The 25,791-nt window shown below is 35.2% G+C and carries 18 protein-coding genes, 1 pseudogene and 1 riboswitch; all 19 genes and pseudogenes read left to right on the forward strand.

What is annotated here, in order from left to right; genetic code table 11:
* Positions 1-4 precede the first annotated feature (4 nt).
* Positions 5-1,366 (forward strand): DUF5016 domain-containing protein, encoded by a 1,362-nt coding sequence (locus BGO84_RS03290; RefSeq protein WP_291027606.1) that lies wholly within the window; start codon positions 5-7, stop codon positions 1,364-1,366.
* A gap of 75 nt (positions 1,367-1,441) precedes the next feature.
* Entirely contained in the window at positions 1,442-2,413 is a 972-nt protein-coding gene (locus tag BGO84_RS03295) for a hypothetical protein (protein WP_291027608.1), read from the forward strand.
* 16 nt (positions 2,414-2,429) lie between these two features.
* Positions 2,430-4,937: a family 20 glycosylhydrolase gene (locus tag BGO84_RS03300; protein ID WP_291027610.1), complete on the forward strand. Its 2,508-nt coding sequence runs from the start codon at positions 2,430-2,432 to the stop codon at positions 4,935-4,937.
* A gap of 1 nt (position 4,938) precedes the next feature.
* Positions 4,939-6,528, forward strand: coding sequence for a beta-N-acetylhexosaminidase (locus tag BGO84_RS03305; protein WP_291027612.1), 1,590 nt, complete (start codon positions 4,939-4,941; stop codon positions 6,526-6,528).
* Positions 6,529-6,538: 10 nt separating this feature from the next.
* Positions 6,539-7,699 (forward strand): DUF5009 domain-containing protein, encoded by a 1,161-nt coding sequence (locus BGO84_RS03310; RefSeq protein ID WP_291027614.1) that lies wholly within the window; start codon positions 6,539-6,541, stop codon positions 7,697-7,699.
* Positions 7,700-7,880: 181 nt separating this feature from the next.
* Complete coding sequence (locus BGO84_RS03315; protein WP_291027616.1) at positions 7,881-8,567, forward strand: response regulator transcription factor; 687 nt, start codon at positions 7,881-7,883, stop codon at positions 8,565-8,567.
* On the forward strand, positions 8,564-9,910 hold the full coding sequence (locus tag BGO84_RS03320; RefSeq protein WP_291027618.1) for a HAMP domain-containing sensor histidine kinase: 1,347 nt from the start codon (positions 8,564-8,566) through the stop codon (positions 9,908-9,910). The genes BGO84_RS03315 and BGO84_RS03320 overlap by 4 nt, the downstream gene beginning before the upstream one ends.
* A 74-nt stretch (positions 9,911-9,984) precedes the next feature.
* Positions 9,985-11,274, forward strand: coding sequence for a TolC family protein (locus tag BGO84_RS03325; protein ID WP_291027620.1), 1,290 nt, complete (start codon positions 9,985-9,987; stop codon positions 11,272-11,274).
* Between the two features lie 5 nt (positions 11,275-11,279).
* Complete coding sequence (locus BGO84_RS03330) at positions 11,280-12,371, forward strand: efflux RND transporter periplasmic adaptor subunit (RefSeq protein ID WP_291027622.1); 1,092 nt, start codon at positions 11,280-11,282, stop codon at positions 12,369-12,371.
* A 2-nt stretch (positions 12,372-12,373) separates the two neighbouring features.
* Positions 12,374-15,472: a CusA/CzcA family heavy metal efflux RND transporter gene (locus BGO84_RS03335; protein WP_291027624.1), complete on the forward strand. Its 3,099-nt coding sequence runs from the start codon at positions 12,374-12,376 to the stop codon at positions 15,470-15,472.
* Between the two features lie 126 nt (positions 15,473-15,598).
* Complete coding sequence (locus BGO84_RS03340; protein ID WP_291027626.1) at positions 15,599-16,423, forward strand: AraC family transcriptional regulator; 825 nt, start codon at positions 15,599-15,601, stop codon at positions 16,421-16,423.
* A 70-nt stretch (positions 16,424-16,493) separates the two neighbouring features.
* On the forward strand, positions 16,494-16,841 hold the full coding sequence (locus tag BGO84_RS03345) for a YciI family protein (protein ID WP_291027628.1): 348 nt from the start codon (positions 16,494-16,496) through the stop codon (positions 16,839-16,841).
* A 253-nt stretch (positions 16,842-17,094) separates the two neighbouring features.
* A complete protein-coding gene (gene nhaA / locus BGO84_RS03350) occupies positions 17,095-18,423 on the forward strand; it encodes a Na+/H+ antiporter NhaA (RefSeq protein WP_291027630.1) in 1,329 nt (442 codons plus the stop codon).
* 142 nt (positions 18,424-18,565) lie between these two features.
* A pseudogene (locus tag BGO84_RS03355) lies at positions 18,566-20,922 on the forward strand (TonB-dependent receptor).
* Positions 20,923-21,052: 130 nt separating this feature from the next.
* The gene (locus tag BGO84_RS03360) at positions 21,053-21,847 is read left to right on the forward strand and encodes a helix-turn-helix transcriptional regulator (protein WP_291027632.1); all 795 of its coding nucleotides are present in this window, start codon (positions 21,053-21,055) and stop codon (positions 21,845-21,847) included.
* Between the two features lie 171 nt (positions 21,848-22,018).
* The gene (locus BGO84_RS03365; protein WP_291027634.1) at positions 22,019-22,423 is read left to right on the forward strand and encodes a RidA family protein; all 405 of its coding nucleotides are present in this window, start codon (positions 22,019-22,021) and stop codon (positions 22,421-22,423) included.
* 12 nt (positions 22,424-22,435) lie between these two features.
* Positions 22,436-22,637, forward strand: a riboswitch (cobalamin riboswitch).
* A 278-nt stretch (positions 22,638-22,915) separates the two neighbouring features.
* Complete coding sequence (locus tag BGO84_RS03370) at positions 22,916-23,623, forward strand: precorrin-2 C(20)-methyltransferase (protein ID WP_291027636.1); 708 nt, start codon at positions 22,916-22,918, stop codon at positions 23,621-23,623.
* Between the two features lie 5 nt (positions 23,624-23,628).
* On the forward strand, positions 23,629-24,759 hold the full coding sequence (locus tag BGO84_RS03375) for an ABC transporter substrate-binding protein (protein WP_291027638.1): 1,131 nt from the start codon (positions 23,629-23,631) through the stop codon (positions 24,757-24,759).
* Positions 24,760-25,791: an iron ABC transporter permease gene (locus BGO84_RS03380; protein WP_291027640.1), complete on the forward strand. Its 1,032-nt coding sequence runs from the start codon at positions 24,760-24,762 to the stop codon at positions 25,789-25,791.

The following is a 25,791-nucleotide window of genomic DNA, read 5'->3' on the forward strand; positions in this document are numbered from 1 at the left end:
TATTATGAAGACATTTAAAATATTATTTTTATTGATTTTTATATCTGCCATTTTCGTATCATGTAGTGACAATGATGACAGTTCTACAATCGTAGTACCAGTTATTGAGTCGCTGGCAATAAAGGGTAACGAAAATATTAAGTTAGGAGATTCTATTTATTTTGATGCGAAAGTGAGCGATGCTGTTCGCCCTCTTTCTACTCTCGAGGTAGAATTAGTGGCCAACGATGTTGTTATCAGTAGTAAGTCTATACGAACAAAAGATAATTCTGTATCGCTAGATAATATTTCTTTGTTTGTGCCATTTACTTCCAATATTGCTACAGGAGATGAGCTGAAAGTCAATTTCACTTTGATAAATGTGGATGGAGGTGAAACTAAAGAGCAAAAAACACTTAAAGCTATCCGGCCCGAGTTACCAGAGACCCTCTATCTTATATTAAGTGATAAATCTGTAATAGAGTTGCATGCAAAAGAAAATACTCCATACATCTATGAATCGGAAGAAGGAGGATATCCAAGTACTTTCAGTACTAAAATAGCAACATCCGAAGACCTTGCACAAGCCAATTATGTATGGAATGCAGGTATTGATGATAATGTAGCATCTATTGGAGATAGATTTGGTAGCGATATAAAATTTTCATATAGTAACTGGCTTGTTAAGAAAATTATATTCGATGCATTTTCTTTCAATTTTGATATAGAAGGCTTGAGACTGGTCATCAAGGTAAATAATGTACAGATGATGGCTTCCGGAAATTACTTGTATGCAAGTGTAGACTTTACCAAAGGACAAGAATTTTCTATATCAGGTATTGATAATATAGAACAAGCTTACAATAGAGACTTTTTCGAATATAATGCTGAAACAAAGACATACAAATTTATAGGTGAATCCGGCAAGTGGGATGTGTATTATTCATTGGAGTATAACTATATATGGGTTAACAGGATGACAGATGTGGCTCCGGCTACTTATTGGGTCATTGGACATGGATTTTCTTCATCTCCTACTTGGAATAGTGCATTTAATTCTATAGGATGGGATCTCAATGATGTGAAACAGTTAGCTTACATGCGTCTTTTAGAACCAAATAAGTACCAGGCAACTGTTTATCTGTCAGATCAGCATGATTGGGGAGGGTTTGATATCCAAATATTTAGTAATCGTACATGGGATGCCCAATTCGCTGTTTTTTCGAATGACTTATTTACCGGAGATTCATCCGGAGTGAGTGCAGCAGGCGGAAGCATGGCAGATTTGGTCGGAGGAGAAGGTTTTATTCCTGGTTATTACCGTATTACACTAGATGTTTCTGACGGTTTGAACAAATCTAAAGTTGATTTTAAAAGACTTCCTTGATAATAATAACAGTGGCTCTGATCATGATGCAAATGAAATTCTGTCATCAGAGCCACTAAAATAAAATATAATACAATGAATACATATTGGTTAAAACTTTTGATAATATGCAGTTTAGGACTCTCTCTATTTAGCTGCAATGATAACGATGATAATAAGAAAACAGAGACACCTCCTGTTATAACCGAGGCCCCAACCTTAAAAGGCAAACTAGTATATCACAATTATACAACCTATGACACTGAAGATTCTAAAATGTACATTTATGATTTTGGTACAAATGAATTGAAATGTATAAGTGAAAACTGGAAAATACGCAACGCTATGAATGCGCATTTTTCTCCCGATGGTAAACAGATCACTTTTATGGGAATAGGAGAAGATACAAATACATGGGATATCTTTTTATACGATCTTTCGGGAACAACACAGCCTGTAAATCTTACACCATATGACGGAACAAGAGATGAAGATCCTAAATTTTCCCCTGATGGGAAACGTATAGCTTTCAAACAAGATTTTAGGGTTGCCGAACTCAATTTGGAAACAGGGAAAGTAACAAAACTTAGTCCTGTAGATTATTCGATGCCTTACTATAATGCCGATGGGACAAAGCTTATTTGTTCGAAAGGTGATGGAGCAACATCTTCTATTGCTGTGATCGATATTAAAAGTAAATCTATAAAAACACTTTATGATGCACCTAAAGTTCAGGATTATTATCCTATAAATGCGGATGAAACATCATTCTATTATTCTGTGGGATATTCCGAAACAAACCGTGTAGATCAAGTATATCGTGGATTTTGGAGCGGATTGAAAAGTAAACGCCTCCCTTTTAATAATACAGACGGAGATTATTCTGATGCTTATCCGGTAAACAATGATTGGGTTATTATCTGTAGCACACGTACCGGAAGCCTTGGAGGATATGATCTATATATTGCAAATGTTGTATCGGGAGAAATTTTTCCGATGACAGACTATAATAAAAATATAAACACTCCGAAAAATGAATTAGGACCGTGTGTCTATATTCAAAAATAAAGAAAGTTTTTAAGACATGAAATACATCATTTATCTGATTACTTCTATGTTTATAATGTCGGCATGTATAAATCAGAAGAATCTAAACAAATCCCCTGTCTCATTAATGTGGGAAATGGGTAGAAATGGAATAGAGCCCGGATATTATGAAAATACATTTTATCTTATTAATCATAGCAATGATTCCTTACGGGGAAATTGGATTATCTACTATAATCAAATGCCGGCAGCTGTAAAGCCTGAACCTACATCACCTGTCATTGTACAGCAAATCAGTTCTACTTACTACAAGATCGCTCCATCATCCTCATATCGTCCTTTAGCTTCGGGTGATACTTTAAAGATAACATTTCGTTGTGCAGGAAGTATTCTGAAAAATGCAGGAGCACCGGAAGGCGCATACATTGTTATGCTCGATGAAAAAGGAAAAGAGTCTGTACCGTATAGTGTTGCTATCAATTCCAAACCTTTTCTTCATGATTATCAATGGTCAAGAGTAGGAGAGAGTGAGTTGCCATATCCTGATGGAAAAATCGTTTATGAAAGTAATCTAATTTTTTCAGAGCAAGTACCTTTAAAGAAAACGGATATCTTCCCATCGCTGAAAAATGTGAAGGAGAATGGCGGAGAATTTTCCTTCACAAAAGATGTTAGCCTGAAATATGATCCAACGTTTGCGAATGAAGCAAATCTATTGAAAGAAAAGCTTGAAAAACTATATGGCTGTAATATTGTAGACAAGGCTGCTGTAACTATAAATCTGAGAAAAGAATCGTATGTAGGCAAAAATAAAGAATACTATCAAATGGGACTGAATAATGGATCCATTGAAATTACCGGAGATACACCTCATGCAATTTTTAACGGGGTTCAAACACTTTTAGCATTTATACATAGTAAAGATTTACCATATAGCTTACCGAATGTAAGTATATCTGATTATCCCGATCTCGAGTATCGAGGTCAAATGTTAGACGTTGCTCGTAACTTTTCTTCTAAAGAAAATATATTGAAGCTTATAGATATTTTATCAATGTATAAAATGAGCGTTTTACATTTACATTTGACAGATGATGAAGGTTGGCGGATAGAAATTCCCGGTTTAGAGGAACTGACAACAGTTGGAGCTCGCAGAGGTCATACTCTTGACGAGAAGGAATGTCTATATCCTGCCTATGGAAGTGGATGGAATGCTAATGATGAAAATTCGATAGGAAATGGTTATTTTACTAGAAGCGACTTTATAGAAATCCTTAAATATGCACAGAAGCATCATATTAGAGTTATCCCCGAAATAGATCTACCCGGACATGCACGAGCAGCGATTAAAGCTATGAATGCTCGCTATTATAAATATATAAAATCTGATAAAAAGAAGGCAGAAGAATATTTACTTACTGATTTTGCAGATACATCACGTTATATCTCGGCGCAAAGTTATACTGATAATGTTATCAATGTAGCTCTACCATCAGTATATAGCTTTGTGAAAAAGGTTGTAAACGAAGTAGATTTGATGTATAAAGATGCCGAAATGGAATTATCTGTTTTACATCTGGGGGGTGATGAAGTTCCCCATGGAGCTTGGGAAGGTTCGGATATTGCAATGACATTTATGAAGGAGAAAGGCTTCAAGGAAACGAGAGAGTTGAAGGACTATTTTATTGAACAGATCATCCCTTTCTTTAAAGAAAAGAATATACAACTCGGCGCATGGCAGGAAGTTGGTTTATTACCTGATGAAACGGTAAATAAGAAGTTTTCCGAAGATAATGTTTTAAGTTATTGCTGGAATACAGTTCCCGAATGGAATGGAGATGAGATTCCTTACAGATTGGCTAATGCCGGTTATCCTATTATTTTATGCAATGTTACCAATTTGTATTTTGACTTATCATATAACAAACACGAAAATGAACCCGGAGCTTATTGGGGCGGTTTTGTAAATGAGTATAATTCGTTTAATGTTGTACCATATGATATATATAAGTCTGTACGATCAGATATGAGTGGTAATCGGATAGATATAACAAAGGTATCTAACAAAAAAATAGCTTTATCACCAAATGCCTATAACGAAATAAAAGGCATGCAAGGACAATTATGGGCAGAAACCATACGCAATTTTGATATGGTTGAATACTATTTGTTTCCTAAGATGTTTGGTCTTATAGAGAGAGCTTGGAATACTCATCCTGAATGGCAGAATGAGCCGTTAAGCGATAAATATACCAATGCATTGCGCCTATATAACAGAAAGATAAGTGAGTACGAATTGCCTCGTCTTAGTCATCTGAATATTAAATTTCGTATTGCCCATCCCGGCATAGAGATGATCGATGGCAAATTACATGTAAATACATCTATTCCTAATGCTGAAATCAGGTATACAATAGATGGATCGGAACCTACAGTTAATTCTACTCTTTGGACTGAACCTATAACTTGTAATGCAAAAGAAATAAGGGCGAAAGCTTTTTATTGTGGACGAGAAAGTGTAACCACATTATACAAATACAAATAAAATGGAGTTTAGAATATTCCTCTTGTGTCTGTGTTTTATTATACAGACACAGGGCGGGTTCTCTCAGAAATTAAATTCTGAAACCCCTCGATTGATACCAAAGCCTCAAAAAGAGATATACTCTAATCTATTTCTACGTTTGCCATCGGTAATAACGATAAGCAACGATATAGATGAGAATGCCAAAAGCATACTTGAAAAAGCATTATTGGAATCTTTGAACATAGAGGTCTCTTATAACTCGAATGAAAATAGCCTAATACGTTTCTTTGTAGATAAACAACTACCTGATGAAGCATATCATATTAAGATAGACACAGTACATATTGATATCCATGCATCCGGTTCCGCCGGAAGCCTTTGGGCGATACAAACTTTGCATCAGATGATAAAATCTATTTCTCTCACATCTGCAGGTCAAATCAAACAATTACCTGTTACAGAAATAGAAGATTATCCTCGATATAAGTGGCGAGGGTTTCATTTGGATGTGGCTCGACATTTCTTTACAAAAGAGTATTTGTTAAAAACGATAGAACGCTTATCATTTTATAAAATAAACAAGCTGCATTTGCACTTAAACGATGATCAAGGATGGCGAATCGAAATAGATAAATATCCTCTATTAACAGAAATCGGCGCATGGAGATCTTTTGATAAATATGACTCGATCTGTATACGCCAATCGGAATATAATCCAGATATGCAAATAGATAAACGTTTCATTCGAAATGACTCTAAGTATGGCGGATTTTACACTAAAGCTGATATGCGGGAAATCATCGCACATGCACAAAAGTATGGCATAGAAATTATACCAGAAATAGATATGCCGGGACACATGTCTGCTGCGATCAGAGCATATCCGTGGCTGTCTTGCACTGGAAATACCGGCTGGGGTAAAGAGTTTTCGTATCCTATATGTCCGTGTGATCCTAAAGTGATAGATTTTGCAAAAGACATATATTCTGAAATAGCAGAACTATTTCCTTCACCTTTTGTACATATTGGAGCTGATGAAGTAGAAAGAGATACTTGGGAATTGAATGCTGATTGTAAAAGACAAATGAAAAAGCACAAAATGAAATCATCAGCCGATTTGCAGACGTTCTTTGTAAATGAAATTCAAAAGTCGCTAAAGGAAAAAGGGAAAAAGACTATCGTATGGGACGATGCAGCTGTCGATGATATCGAAAATGAGGTACATGTGACTTTCTGGCGCGATTGGATGAATGAAAATGCGAACATGATTGTAGAGAAAGGAAATCCGATGATTTTTATGACATGGAGCCATTTCTATCTAAGTGCGAAACCTTCATTTAAACGATGGAAAGAATTATATGAATTTGATATAACAAAGGATTATCCCAACATGACAGAATCTAAAGTAATCGGTTATCAGGCCTGTGTATGGACAGAAGAAATTCCAAATGAGATAAAACTAGAAGAACATGTATACCCTGCTTTACAAGCTTATAGTGAGCTGATATGGAGTAATAAACGAAACTGGCAGGATTTTTTGCAACGAATGAGTTTACACAACCGTATTATGGATAGAGAAGGAATACATTATCGCTCTTATACCTATTAAAAAAAATACAATGGAAATAAAAACAAGCAGTCGCCTTTTATCTCTCGATGTTTTGAGAGGTATCACCATCGCCGGAATGATACTTGTGAACAACCCCGGATCATGGGGGCATATATATGCTCCGTTGAGACATGCCGAGTGGAATGGATTAACTCCCACAGACCTTATCTTTCCGTTTTTCATGTTCATTATGGGTATTTCTACCTTTATCTCGTTACGGAAATTCAACTTTGAGTTTTCTGTGCCCACACTAAGAAAAATACTGAAACGTACATTCGTTATATTTCTTATCGGTTTAGGTCTATCCTGGCTGGGTGTTTCATTTGGTACATACCATGCTTTAGCTGCCGATAATCTGGAATTTTGGGAACGGTTGAGCAGATCCGTCACCAATTTTGAACATCTGCGTATTCTGGGTGTGATGCAACGCTTGGCACTTACGTATGGCATAACATCTCTGATAGCTATCTTTATAAAGCATAAGTATATACCGTATATAATTGCAGTCGGTCTGATTGGTTATTTCTTGCTTTTACTTTTCGGAAACGGTTTTGCTACCGAAGGGTACAATATCCTAGCAGTGACAGATCAGAGTATTCTTGGACTGAATCATATGTATACAGAGTTCGGTCTCGATCCCGAAGGTATTTTGAGTACAATCCCTGCTGTGTGTCATGTGTTGATCGGTTTCTATTGTGGGAAAATACTGATGGAAACAAAAGATAATCAACAAAGGATGCTTCACCTGTTTATTATAGGTGCTATACTTACCTTTTCTGGCTTTCTGTTGAGTTATGGCTGTCCTATAAATAAGAAAATCTGGTCTCCGACATTTGTTCTTACTACATGTGGATTGGGTGCTACCTTCTTATCGCTGCTTATATGGATCATCGATGTGAAGGGGTATAAGAAGTGGTCGGTATTTTTCGAATCGTTTGGGGTAAATCCTTTGTTTATATATGTCCTAGCAGGCGTTATGGCAACTATCCTTGAAAGTATGTATTTGAATTGTCAAGAAGTAATGAGTATTAAGGATTGTTTTTATACTCAGATTTTGAAATCTATTTGTGGAGATTATTTCGGGTCATTAATCTATGCCTTGTGTTTCATCTCTATTCTTTGGACAATTGGTAACATATTATATAAGAGGAAAATATTCATAAAGATTTAATATAGAAGAACTAAAAGAAAAGTTGGTTATTAGAAGAAGCCCATGAAATAAATATTTTATGGGCTTCTTTCTTTAATAAATGTTCATGTTGCTATCTCTTATTTTCAAATAACTTAAGGTTAAACATACTAGAATTTTTAAACATCCTTTATATTTGTATTTAAAAGCTACCCTTTTTAAGATGAAAATACTGATTGTAGAAGACGAGCAGAATATCAGTTCGTTTATTGAGCGAGGTTTAAATATAAGCGGATTTGAAACAGAGATATGTAATGATGGATTACATGCATGGGAAAAATTACAAATCACAGATTATGATTTAATCATTATGGATATAATAATGCCTTTTATGTCAGGATTAGAGCTTTGTAAGGCTTATCGACAAAAATTCGGCTATACTACCCCTGTAATCCTACTTACAGCATTATCTACAACCGAGGATATTGTAAGAGGCCTTAATGCCGGATCCGATGATTATATCATCAAGCCGTTTAAGCTGGTTGAACTTGAAGCTCGGATTAATGCATTGTTAAGGCGTTCGAAAGTCTGTGCGGGAATACAAGATGACAAAATTTTACACTTTTCTAATTTAAAATTAGATACAAACACGAAGCAGGCTATTCGTGATGGTAATATAATTTATCTCACAGCTAAAGAATATTTATTGCTCGAGTATTTCATGAAAAATCCCAATAGGGTGCTTTCGCGTCAAACTCTATTAGAAAACGTATGGGATATCAATTTCGACACGAATACAAATATCGTAGATGTATATGTTAACTATATACGAAATAAGATTCAGCCTGAAGGAATGGATAAGCTAATTCATACAGTTATTGGATTAGGATATATATTAAAAGAAGAATGAAGATAAAAACAAAACTTGCCCTTTTATATACATCTATCACTGTCGTGATCTTGATGGTAGTTTTTATTTTTGTCTATCTACTTACTTCAAAAAATATTGATAGTAATTACCATACGCTTCTACTTGATAAAGCACTTATTACGGCTCAAAAGCATTTTGAAAAAGATGAACTGAGTCAACAAGCCTATCAAAAAGTACTTGACGCATATCAAAGATTATTACCTGAGACTTCTGAAAGGATAATTGTAGCCAATAGTAGACAAGATGCTACTGTAGAGCTTCAGTCTTTCTTGAATGGAAGGCAAATAGACGAATTGTTCCGAACAGAACAATTAAAATTCGAGATTGATAACCTAAGCGGAGTTGGTATATATTACCCCGACAATGAAGGAAATTTTATCATTATCGTTACAGCTAAGAATATTCAAGGAGATTACCTGAAAAATCTGCTGAAGCATATCCTGTTAATAGTGTTATTCGTAAGCAGTATTATTATTTTTGGTCTACTCTGGTGGAATGCAAAAATGATAACTAAACCTCTACAGGATATGGTTTCCAGAATGCAAAAAATAACACCCAAAGACCTACACCTTAGGCTGATAGAGAGAAATGGAAATGACGAACTAGCTCAAGTTATCAGTTATTTCAACCAAATGATCGAACGCTTAGAAATAAGCTTCAACTCGCAGAAGACATTTATTGCGAATGCATCACACGAACTAAAAAACCCATTAACAGCAATTATGGGCGAGTGTGAAGTTATGCAACTAAAAGAGTTTACTCCGGATGAATACAAAGGTTCTATCAAACGGATTGAAAATGAGATCGAGCGTTTAAACATATTAGTAAATAACCTTTTTCAATTAGCTCAAACCGATTTGGAAATATCAGAATCAGATGTTGAGCAATTAGATGTAGTAGGAGAGTTGCAATTCGTTATTCATTATTTAGAGCAATCTAAATATAAAGGACGAATTTCGTTCGTAAAAAATGAGAATTCATTCTATATTCGGTCAAATAGTCATTTGTTATTTGTTGCCCTACAAAATATAATTGATAATGCTTGTAAGTATTCAAATGGTGAGGTTAAAGTTGAAATCATCAAAAACAAATTCCACTTTCATCTTTTAGTCTCGGATAAAGGTATTGGCATACCGGCAAAAGAAAAAGATAAAATATTCGACACATTTTACCGAGCACAAAATACACATTCATATAAGGGGGCTGGAATAGGCTTATCTCTTGCACATAAAATATTAAAACTTTCAGGAGCTGATATTAGTATCTCATCTATGGAAAATAAAGGGACAACTGTTACAATTACCTGGGATATCAATTTCTAATCCTATTCTAATCTCGGTTTAATCTCTTTCTAATTTCAAGAGTCTAGTTTTGCATCTAAAATTAGATTTTGAAGATGAGAAAGTTACTGCTATCAACTCTGCCCTGTCTTATATTGACATTTTTCGGATTACCGGTCTTTGCACAAGAGTTTCAAGTACTCAAGTATACTCCTGTGGAAATTGAGGCTTTGTTCCTAAAACAAAACCTACAGCTATTAGCCGAAAAGATGAACATCACTCTTGCCGAGGCAGAAATTGCACAATCAAAACTATGGGATAATCCACAATTATCTATCGGTTCGATGAATTTATGGAGCACCGCCAAACAAAGAGAAGAACTTGGGGCTGAAACCTTTCCCAGAAATACACAGTTTAGTATAGAACTGAGTCAACTGATTTTAACTGCCAATAAACGAAACAAGCTTATCAACAGCCAAAAAGTTTCAAGAGAAATTGCTGTTTTAAATTTTGAAGATGTGCTGAGAGGTTTGAAAGCAGAGTTTCGAAAATTAATTTACGAAACAGAATACCATCAATCATACAAAGATGTCTTATCTGTTCAACAAGAGTCTCTTGAGCTACTTATTTCTGCCTACAAAAGACAAGCCGAACTAAACAATATCGCAAAAAATGAATTGCTTAGGCTTCAATCAGGCTTAATAGAACTTAAAAATGAAATAAATCAGACGGAAGCAGCTTTGAATGAACAACAAAAAAATCTGAAATCGTTACTTAATATCTCACCTTTTTATATCATAAAAGTAGAAAACACAAACTTCAATTATATTGATCCCAATCAGGTCTCACTCGTGTCTTTACTCGAAAAAGCGCACGAGTTACGTCCTGATATAAAACGTGAACAACAGCAAACTTTGTTTTATGAAAAATCATTGATCTACGAAAAATCACAACGAATTCCGGATATAACACTAAGTGCCTCTTATGATCGGTATGGAGGCGTATGGAAAGATTTTATCGGATTTGGGATCAGTTTCGATTTACCCTTTTTGAATAGGAATCAAGGGAATATTAAAGCTGCTAAAATAAATATTGAACAAAACAAACTTATTGCTTTGCAACTACAAAATATTGCTGAACAAGAAATAACTGAGGCTTTCTCCAATTATAGTCGCACGTACAAATTTTATGAAGAAATAGAGAATAACGATTTGTTAACAGAGTTGGATGAGATGCTTGGTATATATACAAAAAATTTCCTAAATAGAAATATCAGCATGCTCGAATACCTCGATTTTATGGAATCTTATAAAAGCAACAAACAAATAGTTCTTTTATCTCGAAAAAATATGTACAATTCATTTGTAGAGTTTCAATATGCAGTTGGCACTGAAATAAATAAGTAACCATTATGATAACAAAGAAAATTCTATTATTTACATTAACGATTCTTTTTTTATCGCTTGTTTCCTGTACGGGGAAAGGAGAAGCTAATTCCGATAAACAAGCAGAAATTGTTCCGGCTTTCTATTCGTCAGTAAAGACTGTAAAGGCAGCATACGAAACAAGAATAGAAATGTTGACTCTTACAGGACAAGTAGAATATGATTCAGATAAAGTAATCAATTATTATCCTCTAACTGAGGGAGTAGCTGGCAGGGTTTATTTTTCATTGGGAGATAAAGTTGAAAAAGGACAAGCGCTGTTAGATATTCATAGTAAAGATTTATCTGAGCTGCAGAGTGAGCAAAGCTCTCTACAGGCTGAAATACGTATCATAGAGCGTGAACTTAAATCTGCCAGGGAGATGTTTAAAGACAAGATGCTTTCGGAAAAAGAGTTGTTGGAAATAGAAACTAAACTCAAACAAACACAGACTTCCTTATCAAAAGTAAAAAATGATATGCAACTATTCGGCTCAGACAAGGGGAATGGAATCTTTTCTATAAAAGCTCCTATGTCCGGATATATTGTATCCAAAAACGTAACATCAGGAAGTACATTATCTTCCGACAACGGCACTCTTTTTACGATTGCCGATCTATCCACAGTGTGGGTAGTGGTTAATGTATATGCCGGTAACCTACAGCTGGTAAAGGAGGGCATGGATGTGAATTTTACAACATTGTCTTATCCTAATGAAAGATTCGAAGGTAAGATCAACTTGATGTCACAAGTTTTTGATCCTGAAGATAAAGTGTTGAAGGCGAGAATTATTATATCGAATAAAGACCTGAAGTTGAAACCTGGAATGTCTACTATCGTTTATCTGAAAAATCAAGTTGGAGAGAAAAATATAGCTATCCCTTCTGATGCATTAATATTCGATAAAGACCACTATTTTGTTATAATAAAAAATACCGATGGTAATTTTCAGATAAGAGAGGTCTTTTTAAAAGGGCATAGCGGACAGGTATCTTATATAAAATCAGGATTATCTGAAGGAGAAGAAGTTGTGACCTCAAACCATTTACTAATATATTCAGGGCTTAACAATAAATAATTATGCACAAATTTGTTGAGAATATTATTGCATTTGCACTACGTAACCACATATTAGTACTTTTTCTAACATGTATACTCGCAATAGCAGGAGTTATTTGCTTCCAAAACACCCCTATAGAAGCATATCCGGATGTCACTAACACACGCGTGAAATTAATCGCTCAATGGCCGGGTCGAAGTGCCGAAGAAGTTGAGAAATTTGTCACTTTACCTATCATGCAGCAACTAAATACCATTCCTCGTAAAACAGATGTACGTTCGACGTCCCTTTTTGGTTTGTCTGTAATTACTGTTCTATTCGAAGATGGGGTTGATGATTTCTTTGCCCAACAATATGCGTCTAATAGGATGCAAGATCTCGACCTCCCTGAAGGTGTAGAATTATCAATAGAGCCACCTTCGGGTGCTACAGGTGAAATTTTTCGTTATGTTCTCAAGAGTGATTTGCCTGTACGCGAGGTAGCTGCTATCAACTCTTGGGTCGTAGAGCGTGAATTATTATCTGTGCCGGGAGTAGCAACAATAGCCAGCTTTGGTGGAGAAGAAAAGGTTCTTGAGGTGAAAGTGAATCCTGCTGAGCTTGCAAACTATAATCTTTCCCCTTTAGATGTATATGAAGCCGTTGAACGAAGTAACATCAATGTTGGTGGTGATGTAATACAAAAAGGAAGCCAAGCATTTGTTGTTAGGGGAATAGGCTTACTTGAAAGTATAGAAGATATTGAGAATATACTCATTGAAGTAAAAGGCAGCTCACCTATACGTGTAAAGCAGGTTGCCGAAGTGGGTATATCTTCTAAACCTCGTTTAGGGCAAGTCGGTCTAAATGACGACGATGATGTGGTACAAGGTATTGTAATTATGTTGCGAGGGCAAAACCCCAGTGAGGTGATTGTCCATCTGAAAGAAAAAATAGCAGAACTTAACGAGCGTATTCTGCCTGATAACGTGAAGATAGAGCCCTTTCTTGACCGTACTAACCTTGTGAATGCAACCGTGCACACCGTTCTTCGCAACCTACTCGAAGGTATTTTGTTAGTATCACTCGTGGTCTTCATATTTCTTTTCAACTGGCGTACATCACTCATTGTGGCATCCGTCATTCCATTATCATTCTTGTTTGCCATTATCATGCTGCGTATACAAGGTTTGCCTGCAAATCTCATATCCATGGGAGCCCTGGATTTCGGGCTGTTACTGGAAGGAACACTGGTTATTGTCGAAAGTGTGTATGTCGCAATGGAAAAGCGATCGCATGATCTAGGTAGCCGTTTTAATCCGATGCTGAAAGGTGGATTGATCCGCAAAAGCGCCGGAAGTGTAGCTTCATACATCTTTTTTGCACAGATAATATTGGTAGTGGCATTATTCCCTATATTTTCGTTTCAGAAGGTTGAAGGAAAAATGTTTCAGCCGCTGGCCTTTACCTTAGGCTATGCGCTATTAGGTTCACTAATTTTGTCATTAACGTATGTGCCGGTTATGTGTAAATTGTTGTTGACAAAATCGGTAAAAGAGAAAACCAATTTCGTAAGTCGTTTCTTTACCCGAGTTTTATACAATATGTTTGCGTTTGCAAGTAGACATCGTATACAGACTATAGTGGTATTTTTAGTGATACTAACCACTTGCGTTATTCGTTTTTCATTCTGGGGAACAGAATTCATTCCTCAGATGAACGAAGGTGCAATATATGTGCGTGCTACGCTACCCAACAGTATTAATTTGGATGAATCGGTACGCATAACAAAAGAAATGAAAAAGAAACTTCAAAGCTTTGACGAAGTTGATTTTATTTTAACGCAAACGGGACGTCCAAACGATGGAACTGATGCTACCGGATTTTTCAATATAGAATTTCACACAGAACTGAAACCTGAAAAAGAGTGGAAACACAAAATAAGTAAAGATGATCTGATAGCACAAATGCAAGACTCATTAAATATCTATCCGGGTGTTGTATTGGCATTCAGCCAACCCATACAAGACAATGTAGAAGAATATGTTGCCGGTGTAAAAAGCTCTTTGGTTATAAAAATATTCGGCTCAGACCTACATCAGCTTGAAGATTTAGCTGATCAGACAGCAGCAACGATCAAAAACATACGAGGGATAGAAGATGTTAATGTATTTCATAGTATTGGACTGCCCGAACTCCGCATAAAGTTAGAAGAATCGCATATGGCACGTTATGCTGTATCTATGAAAGATGTACAAACGGTTGTTGAAATGGCAATAGGTGGAAAGGCTGCGACATCTTTCTATGAGAATGAACGTACATTTGATGTGATGGTGCGTTTTCAAAAAGAGTTTAGGGACAATGAAGATAAAATAGGGAATATTCTTATCCCAACAATGGATGGCAAACAAGTCCCACTGAAAGAAATAGCTAGTATTGATTTTATTACCGGGCCTGCATTTATCTACCGTGAAGGTAGCAGCCGTTATGTAGGAGTTGGTTTTAGTATACGAGACAGGGATTTGGGATCGACTATAGACGAAGCTCAAAAAGCTGTTGGACAAAATATAAAGCTTAAATCTGAAAATAAAATGGTATGGGCTGGCGAATTTGAAAGCCAACAACGCGCCACAAAGCGTTTGACATTTATTATTCCGGCTGCACTTTTGATGATTATATTTCTATTATATATGAACTTCATGACAGTAAAAGACACGCTGATAGCCGTAAGCGCTATGCCATTTGCTTTTATCGGCGGTTTTGTATCTTTATGGTTAACAGGTACAGTCTTCGGTATATCGGCAGGCATCGGATTCATTATCTTGTTCGGTATCGTTTCTATAGATAGCATCTTGTTGGTAACACTCATGAAGAAAAAAGTACAACAAACGCATAATCTTCGTACAGCAATCAATGAAGCCGTTGCTCAACGTGTACGACCGGTTCTGATGATTGCCTTAATGGGATCGATGGGGCTACTTCCGGCAGCTTTATCTACCGATATGGGTTCTGAAATTCAACGCCCGCTAGCTATAATGATTGTAGGTGGAATAATTATATGCATGATTCTTTCTTTTACAGTATTACCTCAAGTATTTTATTTTGCTTATAGAAGGGATAAAAGACTAAGAAAAGAATAGAAGTATTTAATAAAAGAAAATTGCAATAATTATGTAAATTTGCTGCTATAGGCAGTCTATAATTAGACTCATATAATTCATATAGTATTAAATAAACAGATAATATTCCTGTATAAACAATCACGTATGATAAAAGAATACTCTATGGCAGAAGCTCTTCCTGATAATGCCTTATCAAAATCATTTTTTATAAGGCATTTCGAATCAGGGGAGAATGTAGAGATCGAATGGCCTCATAGTCACTCTTTTTTTTCTTTTGTTTGGTTTACTCATGGAAGTGGATTTTATGTGATTGATTCTGAAGAATACACAATAAAACCACAGAGAGTATTTTACGTTGCTCCTAAGCAGATTCATAATTGGAGCTTCTATGATAATGTGCAGGGATATATTATTTTTATAGATCAATTAGCCGGGTTAGATATGAATTTGAGCTATAGTTCTCCCTACATTGATATCGACAATATTGATGTGTCACTTCATTTATCTATTCTTGAAGATATTAATAAAGAGTTGCTTTATAAAGATGATGCATCAGAAGAAAATATAAAAGCTGGGCTCTTGTACTATTCTCGCTTATTATATAGGATAGCCAAAAGGAAGCAGGTAAAAACATATCAAAGTAATACACTAATAGAGCAATTTAAAGAGTTAATTCTATCCGATTATTCGAAATTATATACAATCTCTCATTATGCAAACAAACTAAATGTACGAGAAGATAAATTGAATGAAACATGTAAAAAAATACTTGGTATCTCATCCAAGCAATATCTACTTAATCTTAAAATAACCGAAGCTAAACGGCTATTGATATACTCAGACTACAATATAAGTGAAATCACTTATCAGATTGGATTTGAAGATTCTTCATATTTTGCCCGAATTTTTAAGAAAAAAACAGGATTTTCTCCTAGTACTTTTCTTAAAAAGTACCGAAAACAGCCCTAAAAGTGCTGATATATTTCTTATTTACATCTTTATATTTGTATTTGTTTTAAATATTAATAAAATGTGTGATATGAAAGATTTTCTATTGATATTCAGATTAAATAAAGATTCGGAGATAAAACCATCTCCCGAACAAGTGAAAGAAAGAATGGAATGGTTCAGTAGTCTAATGAAGCAAAATAAAGTATCCGATAAAGGAAATACCTTATCTCCCTCAGGAGCAAAAACAATTCACTCGAATGGAAATATTGTAAATAGTGCTCATTCAGAAGGTACAGAGATTGTAACAGGATATGTAGTTATAAATGCAGAAACAATTGATGAAGCAATAGAGATTGCCAAAGCTAATCCTATTTTCAAAATTGGCGGTAGTGTGGAAGTTCGAGAAGTTGCCAAATTCATAAAAGGGAACGATTAATTTATAATTAGATTATATAACTAACAAAGTCGTGATTTATATTATAAATCACGACTTTGTGTCTATTGGTTAGTCTTATCAGAGACCATAAATTCATTTAGAAAAGGGAACGTAAACATTAAAGATCTTAAATGTCGATAAATGTTAAAAAATATATGAAGTAGAAAAATATTTTTATTTTTGACTTTTACTAAAGTTTACAACTAAGGTACATTTTATTGTAGATAAAACATTCTCATAAAAAACTATATCGATGACAGAAGAAAAAAAAGAACCCATAGACAAGGTTGTTCAGCCCATTCAAAAATTTATATTACAGGAAAAGGCGGGAGGGATCGTTCTTGGGCTAAGTGTTATAATTGCAATGATTCTTGCTAATTCTTCTTGGTCGGAAGATTATTTTCATTTTTTAGAACATAAATTAGGAATTGTATTTAATGGAATTCCTTTTTTTGAATATAGTATCCATCATTGGATCAACGATGGCCTGATGGCCGTATTTTTCTTTGTTGTTGGGCTAGAACTTAAACGGGAAATAGTAGGAGGGGAGCTGTCCAATCCTCGTAAAGCTCTTTTACCAATTGGAGCAGCAATAGGAGGCATGCTTGTTCCCGCACTCATCTATATAAGTCTTAATCCATCAGGAGAAGTCCATCATGGCTGGGGCATTCCGATGGCTACTGATATTGCTTTTGCTCTGGGGATTTTGTATCTGTTGGGGAGCAAAATACCTCTATCGTTGAAAGTCTTTCTTACGGCTCTCGCCATTGTTGATGATTTGGGAGCTGTTTTGGTTATTGCATTTTTTTATACCTCCGATATCTCTTTTATAAGCCTTGCCACAGGTTTCGGCTTTGCTTTTATCATGTTTGTTGGCAATAAAATGGGAGTCAGAAGTATTTTGTTTTATGCTATATTGGGAATTCTTGGGGTATGGACATCATTCTTGCTATCAGGTGTTCATGCTACAATAGCTTCTGTTATTGCAGCTTTCATGATTCCTGCCGATGTCAAAATAAGAGAAAATCTATTTGTTGAACGAATAAAGAAATACCTGGATAAATTTAGAGAAGTCGATCCAAAAAGTGAAATTCCGACACTTACAAATGATCAGTTGCATTTACTGGAAGAAATAAAAATAGACACGAATAAAGCAATTCCTCCGTTGCAACGCTTAGAGCACAGAATGCATCCTTTAGTGACTTTCGTTATAATTCCTATATTTGCTTTAGCGAATGCGGGAGTTTCACTAAACATTGATATAGAGCAGCTATTCAGCACAAATATAGCTTTAGGTATGGCACTAGGTCTGTTATTAGGGAAAGTGTTGGGAGTCGTAGGTTTTACGCTTTTACTTATTAAATTAAAGGTTGCTCCTTTTCCGGAAGGAATGAATGTGCATAACCTACTAGGTATAAGCCTACTCGCATCTATCGGTTTTACCATGTCATTATTTATCACATCACTCGCATTCACCCATCCTGAATATATGGTACAAGCAAAAATTGGTATTTTTGCAGCTTCTATTATAGGCGGAGTGTTAGGGTATATGACATTAAGTCGTTCCATAAAACGGAAATAATACCGTTCCGTATTATACTTATATGAATTTATCAAGAGAATACTTGTAACAAAAGACTTTCATAGTAGTATAAATTGTGAACTAATTTCTTTATCTAAATGTTGAATTTGTGAGTTTTAATTAATTCGCTTATTAAATATTTATGAAAACGATATTATTTGTATTTATATCACTCTTTAGTATTAGTGTATTCTCTCAGCAGAAGCATTCATTAAAGGGAACAGTCATAGACAAAGGAGACAGAAGCCCCATTCCTTATGCCAGTATAATAGTAAAGGGTACAACTATTGGTACACAAACAGATGAAGAAGGGCATTTTTCTATTGAAAATCTATTACCCGGACCTTATACCCTTCTAGTATCATTTGTTGGGTATAAAGCTGAACAAACCCCTGAATATTTATTGACAGTAAAAGATTTACAAATAACCGTTGAATTAGAAGAAAATACGAATGAGTTAGCCGATGTAAATGTCTATCCGATGCCTTTCAGGCGTTCTATTGAAAGCCCGGTTGGATTGCATGTTATAAGTACACAGGAAATAGAAAAAAGCCCTGGAGCTAACCGCGATATATCCCGCATTGTACAATCTTATCCGGGGGTAGCTTTCTCGCCAGGAGGTTATCGAAACGATTTAATTGTAAGAGGTGGTGGGCCTTCAGAAAATAGTTTCTTTCTGGATGGTATAGAAATACCTAACATTAATCATTTTAGTACACAAGGAGCTTCTGGTGGGCCTGTAAGTATCATAAGTGCAGATTTGATCAAGGAAGTAAATTTCTATACAGCAGCTTTTCCATCGTACAGTAGTGATGCATTAAGCTCTGTCGTAAGTTTCAAATTAGCTGATGGAAATCCGGAAAAGCAATCTTTCAAAGGAACTTTAGGTGCATCAGAAGCTTCTGCAACAGCCAATGGACCTTTAAGTAAAAAGACAACATATACCGTATCTATGAGGCGATCTTATCTGCAACTTCTTTTCGATCTCATAGGACTCCCTTTCTTGCCAACATACAATGATGCCCTGTTCAAGATAAAAACTCAATTGTCACCTACTAACGAGCTTACATTTATAGGTGTTGGTGCAATAGATGATATGAAGCTAAATAATAAAGCTACTACCGAAGATGCCGAATACATACTGGGTTATTTGCCAACTATAAAGCAGGAAACTTTTACCTTAGGGGCAGTTTATAAGCATTACAACAAACGTAATAGACAGACTCTTGCTCTCAGCCATAGTTACCTGAATAATCGTAATACGAAATATCAGGACAATTTGAATAACGACCCTGATATGCTAAGGTTAAAATACAAATCATTGGAACAAGAATCGAAACTTAGATTCGAAAACCTTACGCCACTTGGTAAATGGAAAATTAATACAGGACTAAATATAGATTATGTGCAATATAGCAATAATAGTTTTCAGGTGTTTTTTTATAATGATGAAGAAACGGCTCTCCAATATGATACACAACTAAGCTTTTTCAAATGGGGATAGATTATGTCTCAACAAATGAGAGATTCAAATCATCTTTTGGAATAAGGCTAGATGCTGCATCCTATTCACATAATACCAAGCAAATATTTAATCAGGTTTCGCCCCGCCTGTCTTTATCATATAGGCTTATAGCTAATTTGAATGCCAACGCTAATATCGGACGTTACTTCCAGCTTCCACCTCTTACAGCAATGGGATTGAAAGATAACAATGGTATGTTTGTAAACAAGGGATTGGATTATATGCGTGTTGATCAGGTATCGGCAGGCTTCAATTATCAGTCGATAAAGAATTTCGAAATATCTTTAGAAGGTTTTTATAAATATTACAACAATATGCCTTTATCTGTGCAAGACGGCATTCCTTTGATGAGTAAGGGTGACGACTACGGAGCGATAGGGAACGAACTGCTTGTATCGGATGCAAGAGGTAAAAGCTATGGTGTGGAATTATTAGGAAGATGGGTAGTCGCTCGTAAAGTAAATGTTTTATCTTCATTTACTTTATTCAAAAGTCAATTTGCAAAAAAAGAAGGTAAGTATCTTCCTTCGGCCTGGGATAATGGATATATATTTAATCTTACAGGAACCTATTACTTTAATTCAAATTGGAGTCTAGGAGCAAAGATAAAGTCGATAGGTGGAGCACCTTTTACTCCTTACGATCAAGACAAATCCTCGCTGGTCTTGGCTTGGAATGCTTCGGGAAAACCTTATCTCGACTATACTCAATACAATACGTTGCGTAACCCTTCATATACTCAGCTAGACTTGAGAGTAGATAAAACTTTTTATCTGAAGAAGTATATGCTTGGCCTTTACCTCGATTTACAGAATGTAACACGAAGTTCGTTCAGAAGACAAGATGTAATTGTAAGTACGGGAAATATCATAAATCCACAAGCACCGATAGAAGAACAACGTTACGAGATGAAAAACTTGAAACGTTCGAGTGCATCTATAATCCCTACCATTGGAGTGACATTTGAATTCTAAAAATTAGTAAGATTAATTCATTTTAAAAGATTTATATTTGTAATATAAAATAGCCTTCACTTAGCATTGATATGTATTGTGCAACATTCTCTCATATTTTAGATTATCTATTTTACATATATAAAGATAAATGTTTTATAAAAAATTTATTCCTATAAAGGCTTTACAAGATTACATCCAATATTTTTGGATATTGGAGGACTTTACGAATAATTCTAGTGATAAATGTTTTAAGATTATCCCGGATGGAATACCGGCATTAATATTTCAACAAGAACCAAACTTGTTTTTTGATAGAAAGGGACAAGCGTTGCCTCAATTGTATTTATATGGGCAATATTCTAAATATACGGAGCATACAGTTAGTGGATACTTTAGCGTTATTGGCGTATATTTGCAACCAACGGCTTTAAAAACAATTTTTGGATTAGATGCTTTTGAGTTAAATCATCAAAATATTTCACTTGAAGACATTGTGAGGGATGCTATTCTTGAGCAACTTGTTAACGCAATTTCTTTAGAAGAAAAAATAAGCCTAATCTCTTCTTTCTTCCTTAAGCAAATAGAAAGAGTCAAAAATAATCATAAAAAGTTGGTGCATGCTTCGACATTATTACAAAATGGAAAAACTCTTAAAGAAATCCAATTAGAAATGAATTTGTCGGAGCGAACATTAGAAAGAATTATAAAACAGTCTGTTGGATTATCACCAAAGATATTTTCACGGATTATGCGTTTTCAAGAGGGATTGAATTCTTTGCGTCAGACAAATTTTGAAAATTTTACAGAACTTGCTTATCAATATGATTATTTTGATCAATCGCACTATAACAGAGAATTTAAAGAATTTACAGGAACTAATCCTAGAAATTTCATACTAAATTCAAAAGAGTATTTAGCTAACTTTCCTCAATGGCTTATCTAGCATTTGCTAGCGATGTATTCTTTCTACAATTCAATTTACGAGAACTATTGTATTTCTTTTTCTGAGAGTTGTCGGTTTTATCCAATTTCAAATAATACACTACCTATACTTTTGCATTACAAAAGAAATACCGCTTTGGTATTTGGATTGTTTATTTAAAGAAAAATTGAAATGAATAGTGATAAAATCAAAAGAGTCGTCAGATTAAATCCTGAAAATATTTCAAAGCCTGTCGGAAAATATTCACATGTGACTATAATTCCTAAAAATTCAACTCTATACACTTTCTCCGGACAGATTGGAACTGATAATTATGGAGTTATTCCTGATAGTATGAATGAACAGGTATACAATACTTTTAGGAATATTGAACAAATTCTGGAAAGTCAGAATTTAACTTCCGACGATGTTATAAAAGTCAATATCTGGGCTACAGAAGATATTGATTGGGATTTTTTGGACGCAAGATGGGATAATCTATTTGGTACAATATACCCATCTATGACTATTGCTTATGTGAAGGCATTGGGTTTACAAGAGCTTAAAATTGAAGTTGAAATTTGGGCTTCAAAATAAAAAATATTAATACCTTTGCACTCAGATTTCGGTATTGTAATTTCAAAATCATGAAGTTGTAATAAAAGGGAACCCGGTGTGAATCCGGGGCTGTACCTGCAGCTGTAATTTCTCATAAAATCGGTTGAAAATTCCATGCCACTGTTTCGAAAGAAATGGGAAGGCTTTTAACCGGAGGATAGCCAGAAGACCTGCCAGATCTGACAAATAAACACCAAGCTTCCAGGGATAGGAGTGGTTGTGCAATACATCTTGTATTCATTGCTATTTTATTAATTTTCAGGAAACTCGTTGTTTTATTTTATTAGTTTTTTACAATAATAAAATAAGATATGAGGCATTACATGTTTTTGAAGGCAGTATTGGTATGCTGCGGAATATACCAACATACAAAATCCGTATCTCTAAACATATTTATTGTAACTACAGGTATTCAGTTACTTACCTTTTGTTGAATTAAGCAGATTGTAACTATAATAATTAAAAATAAATATGTCTGATTTCGTTACATTTGTATCTCTTGGGCCAGGTGATGTCGAACTTATAAGCCTAAAAGCCTTAAAAGCTTTGCAACAAGCAGATATTATTCTCTGCCCCTCGACTGTTTCACCAGTCGGAAATATGTTATCCCGTAGCCGTGATATTTTATTGGAACTGAATATTAATGATTCCGTTATTTCTCTTTTTGATGTACCTATGAGTAAAGATCGATCGCATGCTATACTCTGCTATAAGGAAGTTGCTGAGCTTATAGAAAAGCATTATGAGAAAAGATTAAAAATAGTTGTAGTAGCAGAAGGAGATGCAGGATTTTACTCTTCAACTCATTATATATCAGATAATCTTATATCAAAAAATATTCCGACAGAACGTATTGCCGGCATTCCGGCGTTTATTGCCTGTGCAGCCCTTGCCAATATCCATATAGCCAAACAAGAAGAAGAATTGCATATCATTCCCGGGATAATATCATCCAATGATTTAAAGAAAAGAATAGAAGCTGGAAACTCCATCGTGATAATGAAACCTTCTCAATCGGAACAGGCTATTAAGCAGGCTATGTCTTCAATAAATAAAGTGGGAATACATTATTTTGAGAATGTAGGAATTAAAGAAAAAGAATTCTATACGCAGGATATACATAAAATAATAGATCGCAAATTTCCTTATTTCTCACTATTAATAATTACAAAAGAATAATCTGGATGAAAAAACTACTTTTTATCTTATTTACTCTGGTTATTACATTTTCGGGCTGTAATCAAAATAAGAATGCAAAAACTATCGGAGATCGAAACTCTGCAGATTCTATGAATATTAAATATGCCAAAGGTTTCAAAGTGATTAGTTCCGCAAACTATAAATTAGTTGATATAACCGATCCATCCGGGGAGAGCGATATGCATTACAAATACGCTCTGGTCAATAGAGGGAGCAACAAAGAGGGCATACCTGCTGATTATCAGACTATAGAAATACCTGTCTGCAGTGTAATTTGCATGACCACACTGCAACTATCAAACTTTATTAAGCTCAATGCTTTGAATAAGGTTGTGGGGATAACCAGCACTCGCTTTCTTTTTAATGAACAGATGAATAGACAGCTCAAAGAAGACAAGACCAGAAAAATTGGTATAGAAGGTGAATTTGACAATGAGGTTATTCTCGCTCTAAATCCGGATATTATACTTGTTTCACCATTCAAAAAAGGAGGATACGATGCGATTCGAAACCTGAATATACCATTAATTAGTTTTTTAGGATATAAAGAAAGTTCTCCTTTGGGACAGGCAGAATGGATTAAGTTCACTGCTATGCTATTAGGAATAGAAGAACAAGCCAATAAACAGTTTGACGATATAGAAAACAAGTATAATAAATTAAAAGTATTGTCTGCTTCTATTTCAGAACGTCCCACAGTGTTGAGCGGTGAATTACATTCGGGTAACTGGTATGTAGTTGGAGGAAACAGCTATCTGGCACAACTATTCAGAGATGCAGGAGCCGATTATTTTATGAAAAATGATAACGAATCCGGAGGTTTTTATGTCGATTTCGAAACTGTTTATTCACAGGGGGCAAATACTGATTACTGGCGGATGGTGAATAGCCACGATGGAACATTCACTTACGATGCTTTGAAACAAAGTGATGCTCGATATGCAGATTTTAAAGCTTTTAAGGATAAAAAGCTTATATATTGTAATCTGCGAGAGAAACCTTTCTATGAAAATACTCCTGTTGAGCCCGAAGTAGTTTTAGCCGATTTGATAAAAATATTTCATCCGTCATTGTTACCCGAATATGTTCCTGTTTATTACGAATTACTTAAATAAATGAAACGTCCCCTGATAGTTTTTGCACTGATTTCTACCTCTATACTCGTTTTCTTCATTCTGAATCTGGTATTGGGCACAATTTCCATACCGGTGGGTTCCGTTTGGAATATTCTATTCGGAATAAAGGAAGAGTCTATAATCTGGGAGAATATTATCTGGAAATCTCGTTTTCCTCAAACTATTACAGCCTTAGTGGCTGGCGCCGGACTATCTATTAGTGGATTACAGATGCAGACTCTATTTCGAAATCCATTAGCCGGACCTTCCGAACTTGGAATTAGCTCAGGTGCAAGTCTGGGGGTAGCTTTTATTATCCTACTTTCAGGTAGTGTTGGAGGAACAGCACTGATCAAGATGGGATTGTTTGGCGAGATAGCAATATCTATAGCGGCAGTAGCAGGTGCTTTGGCTATAATGATTATCATTATAACTATTTCTCGGTTTGTAAGAGGAAACGTTATCCTGCTTATTATCGGCGTTATGATAGGGTATATTGCAACAGCTATCATTGGTGTACTGAAATTCTTTAGTAACGATGAAGATGTAAGAGCTTATGTAATCTGGGGTTTGGGTAGTTTTTCTAAAGTTTCAGGTAATCAAGTGTATACTTTTGTAGGCATCATGATCGTATTAATACCCCTTTCATTCCTGTTGATAAAAACTCTTAATCTGATGCTTTTAGGTGATGGTTATGCACGTAACCTTGGATTGAATGTAAAACAAGCTCGGCTCTATGTTATTGTTTGTTCGTGCATCATTACTGCTATTGTAACAGCTTACTGCGGGCCTATCGTTTTTTTGGGGCTGGCTGTACCTCACTTGTGCAGAACTATTTTTGTTTCGTCTGACCATCGGATACTGATGCCTGCTGTAACTCTTACTGGTGCTTCTCTGGCTCTGTTTTGTAATTTGGTGGCCCGTATGCCGGGATTCGAAGGCGCATTACCAATCAATTCTGTAACAGCATTGATTGGCGCACCTATCGTTATTTCCGTCTTATTCGGTAAACGCAAAAATGAAGTCGGTTAG

It is taken from the genome of Dysgonomonas sp. 37-18, assembly GCF_001899125.1.
Classification (GTDB): Bacteria; Bacteroidota; Bacteroidia; order Bacteroidales; family Dysgonomonadaceae; genus Dysgonomonas.

Coding starts and splice junctions, on each gene's coding strand:
- BGO84_RS03290 (WP_291027606.1), top strand. CDS start 5: ATGAAGACATTTAAAATATTATTTTTATTGATTTTTATATCTGCCATT.
- BGO84_RS03295 (WP_291027608.1), top strand. CDS start 1,442: ATGAATACATATTGGTTAAAACTTTTGATAATATGCAGTTTAGGACTC.
- BGO84_RS03300 (WP_291027610.1), top strand. CDS start 2,430: ATGAAATACATCATTTATCTGATTACTTCTATGTTTATAATGTCGGCA.
- BGO84_RS03305 (WP_291027612.1), top strand. CDS start 4,939: ATGGAGTTTAGAATATTCCTCTTGTGTCTGTGTTTTATTATACAGACA.
- BGO84_RS03310 (WP_291027614.1), top strand. CDS start 6,539: ATGGAAATAAAAACAAGCAGTCGCCTTTTATCTCTCGATGTTTTGAGA.
- BGO84_RS03315 (WP_291027616.1), top strand. CDS start 7,881: ATGAAAATACTGATTGTAGAAGACGAGCAGAATATCAGTTCGTTTATT.
- BGO84_RS03320 (WP_291027618.1), top strand. CDS start 8,564: ATGAAGATAAAAACAAAACTTGCCCTTTTATATACATCTATCACTGTC.
- BGO84_RS03325 (WP_291027620.1), top strand. CDS start 9,985: ATGAGAAAGTTACTGCTATCAACTCTGCCCTGTCTTATATTGACATTT.
- BGO84_RS03330 (WP_291027622.1), top strand. CDS start 11,280: ATGATAACAAAGAAAATTCTATTATTTACATTAACGATTCTTTTTTTA.
- BGO84_RS03335 (WP_291027624.1), top strand. CDS start 12,374: ATGCACAAATTTGTTGAGAATATTATTGCATTTGCACTACGTAACCAC.
- BGO84_RS03340 (WP_291027626.1), top strand. CDS start 15,599: ATGATAAAAGAATACTCTATGGCAGAAGCTCTTCCTGATAATGCCTTA.
- BGO84_RS03345 (WP_291027628.1), top strand. CDS start 16,494: ATGAAAGATTTTCTATTGATATTCAGATTAAATAAAGATTCGGAGATA.
- nhaA (WP_291027630.1), top strand. CDS start 17,095: ATGACAGAAGAAAAAAAAGAACCCATAGACAAGGTTGTTCAGCCCATT.
- BGO84_RS03360 (WP_291027632.1), top strand. CDS start 21,053: ATGTTTTATAAAAAATTTATTCCTATAAAGGCTTTACAAGATTACATC.
- BGO84_RS03365 (WP_291027634.1), top strand. CDS start 22,019: ATGAATAGTGATAAAATCAAAAGAGTCGTCAGATTAAATCCTGAAAAT.
- BGO84_RS03370 (WP_291027636.1), top strand. CDS start 22,916: ATGTCTGATTTCGTTACATTTGTATCTCTTGGGCCAGGTGATGTCGAA.
- BGO84_RS03375 (WP_291027638.1), top strand. CDS start 23,629: ATGAAAAAACTACTTTTTATCTTATTTACTCTGGTTATTACATTTTCG.
- BGO84_RS03380 (WP_291027640.1), top strand. CDS start 24,760: ATGAAACGTCCCCTGATAGTTTTTGCACTGATTTCTACCTCTATACTC.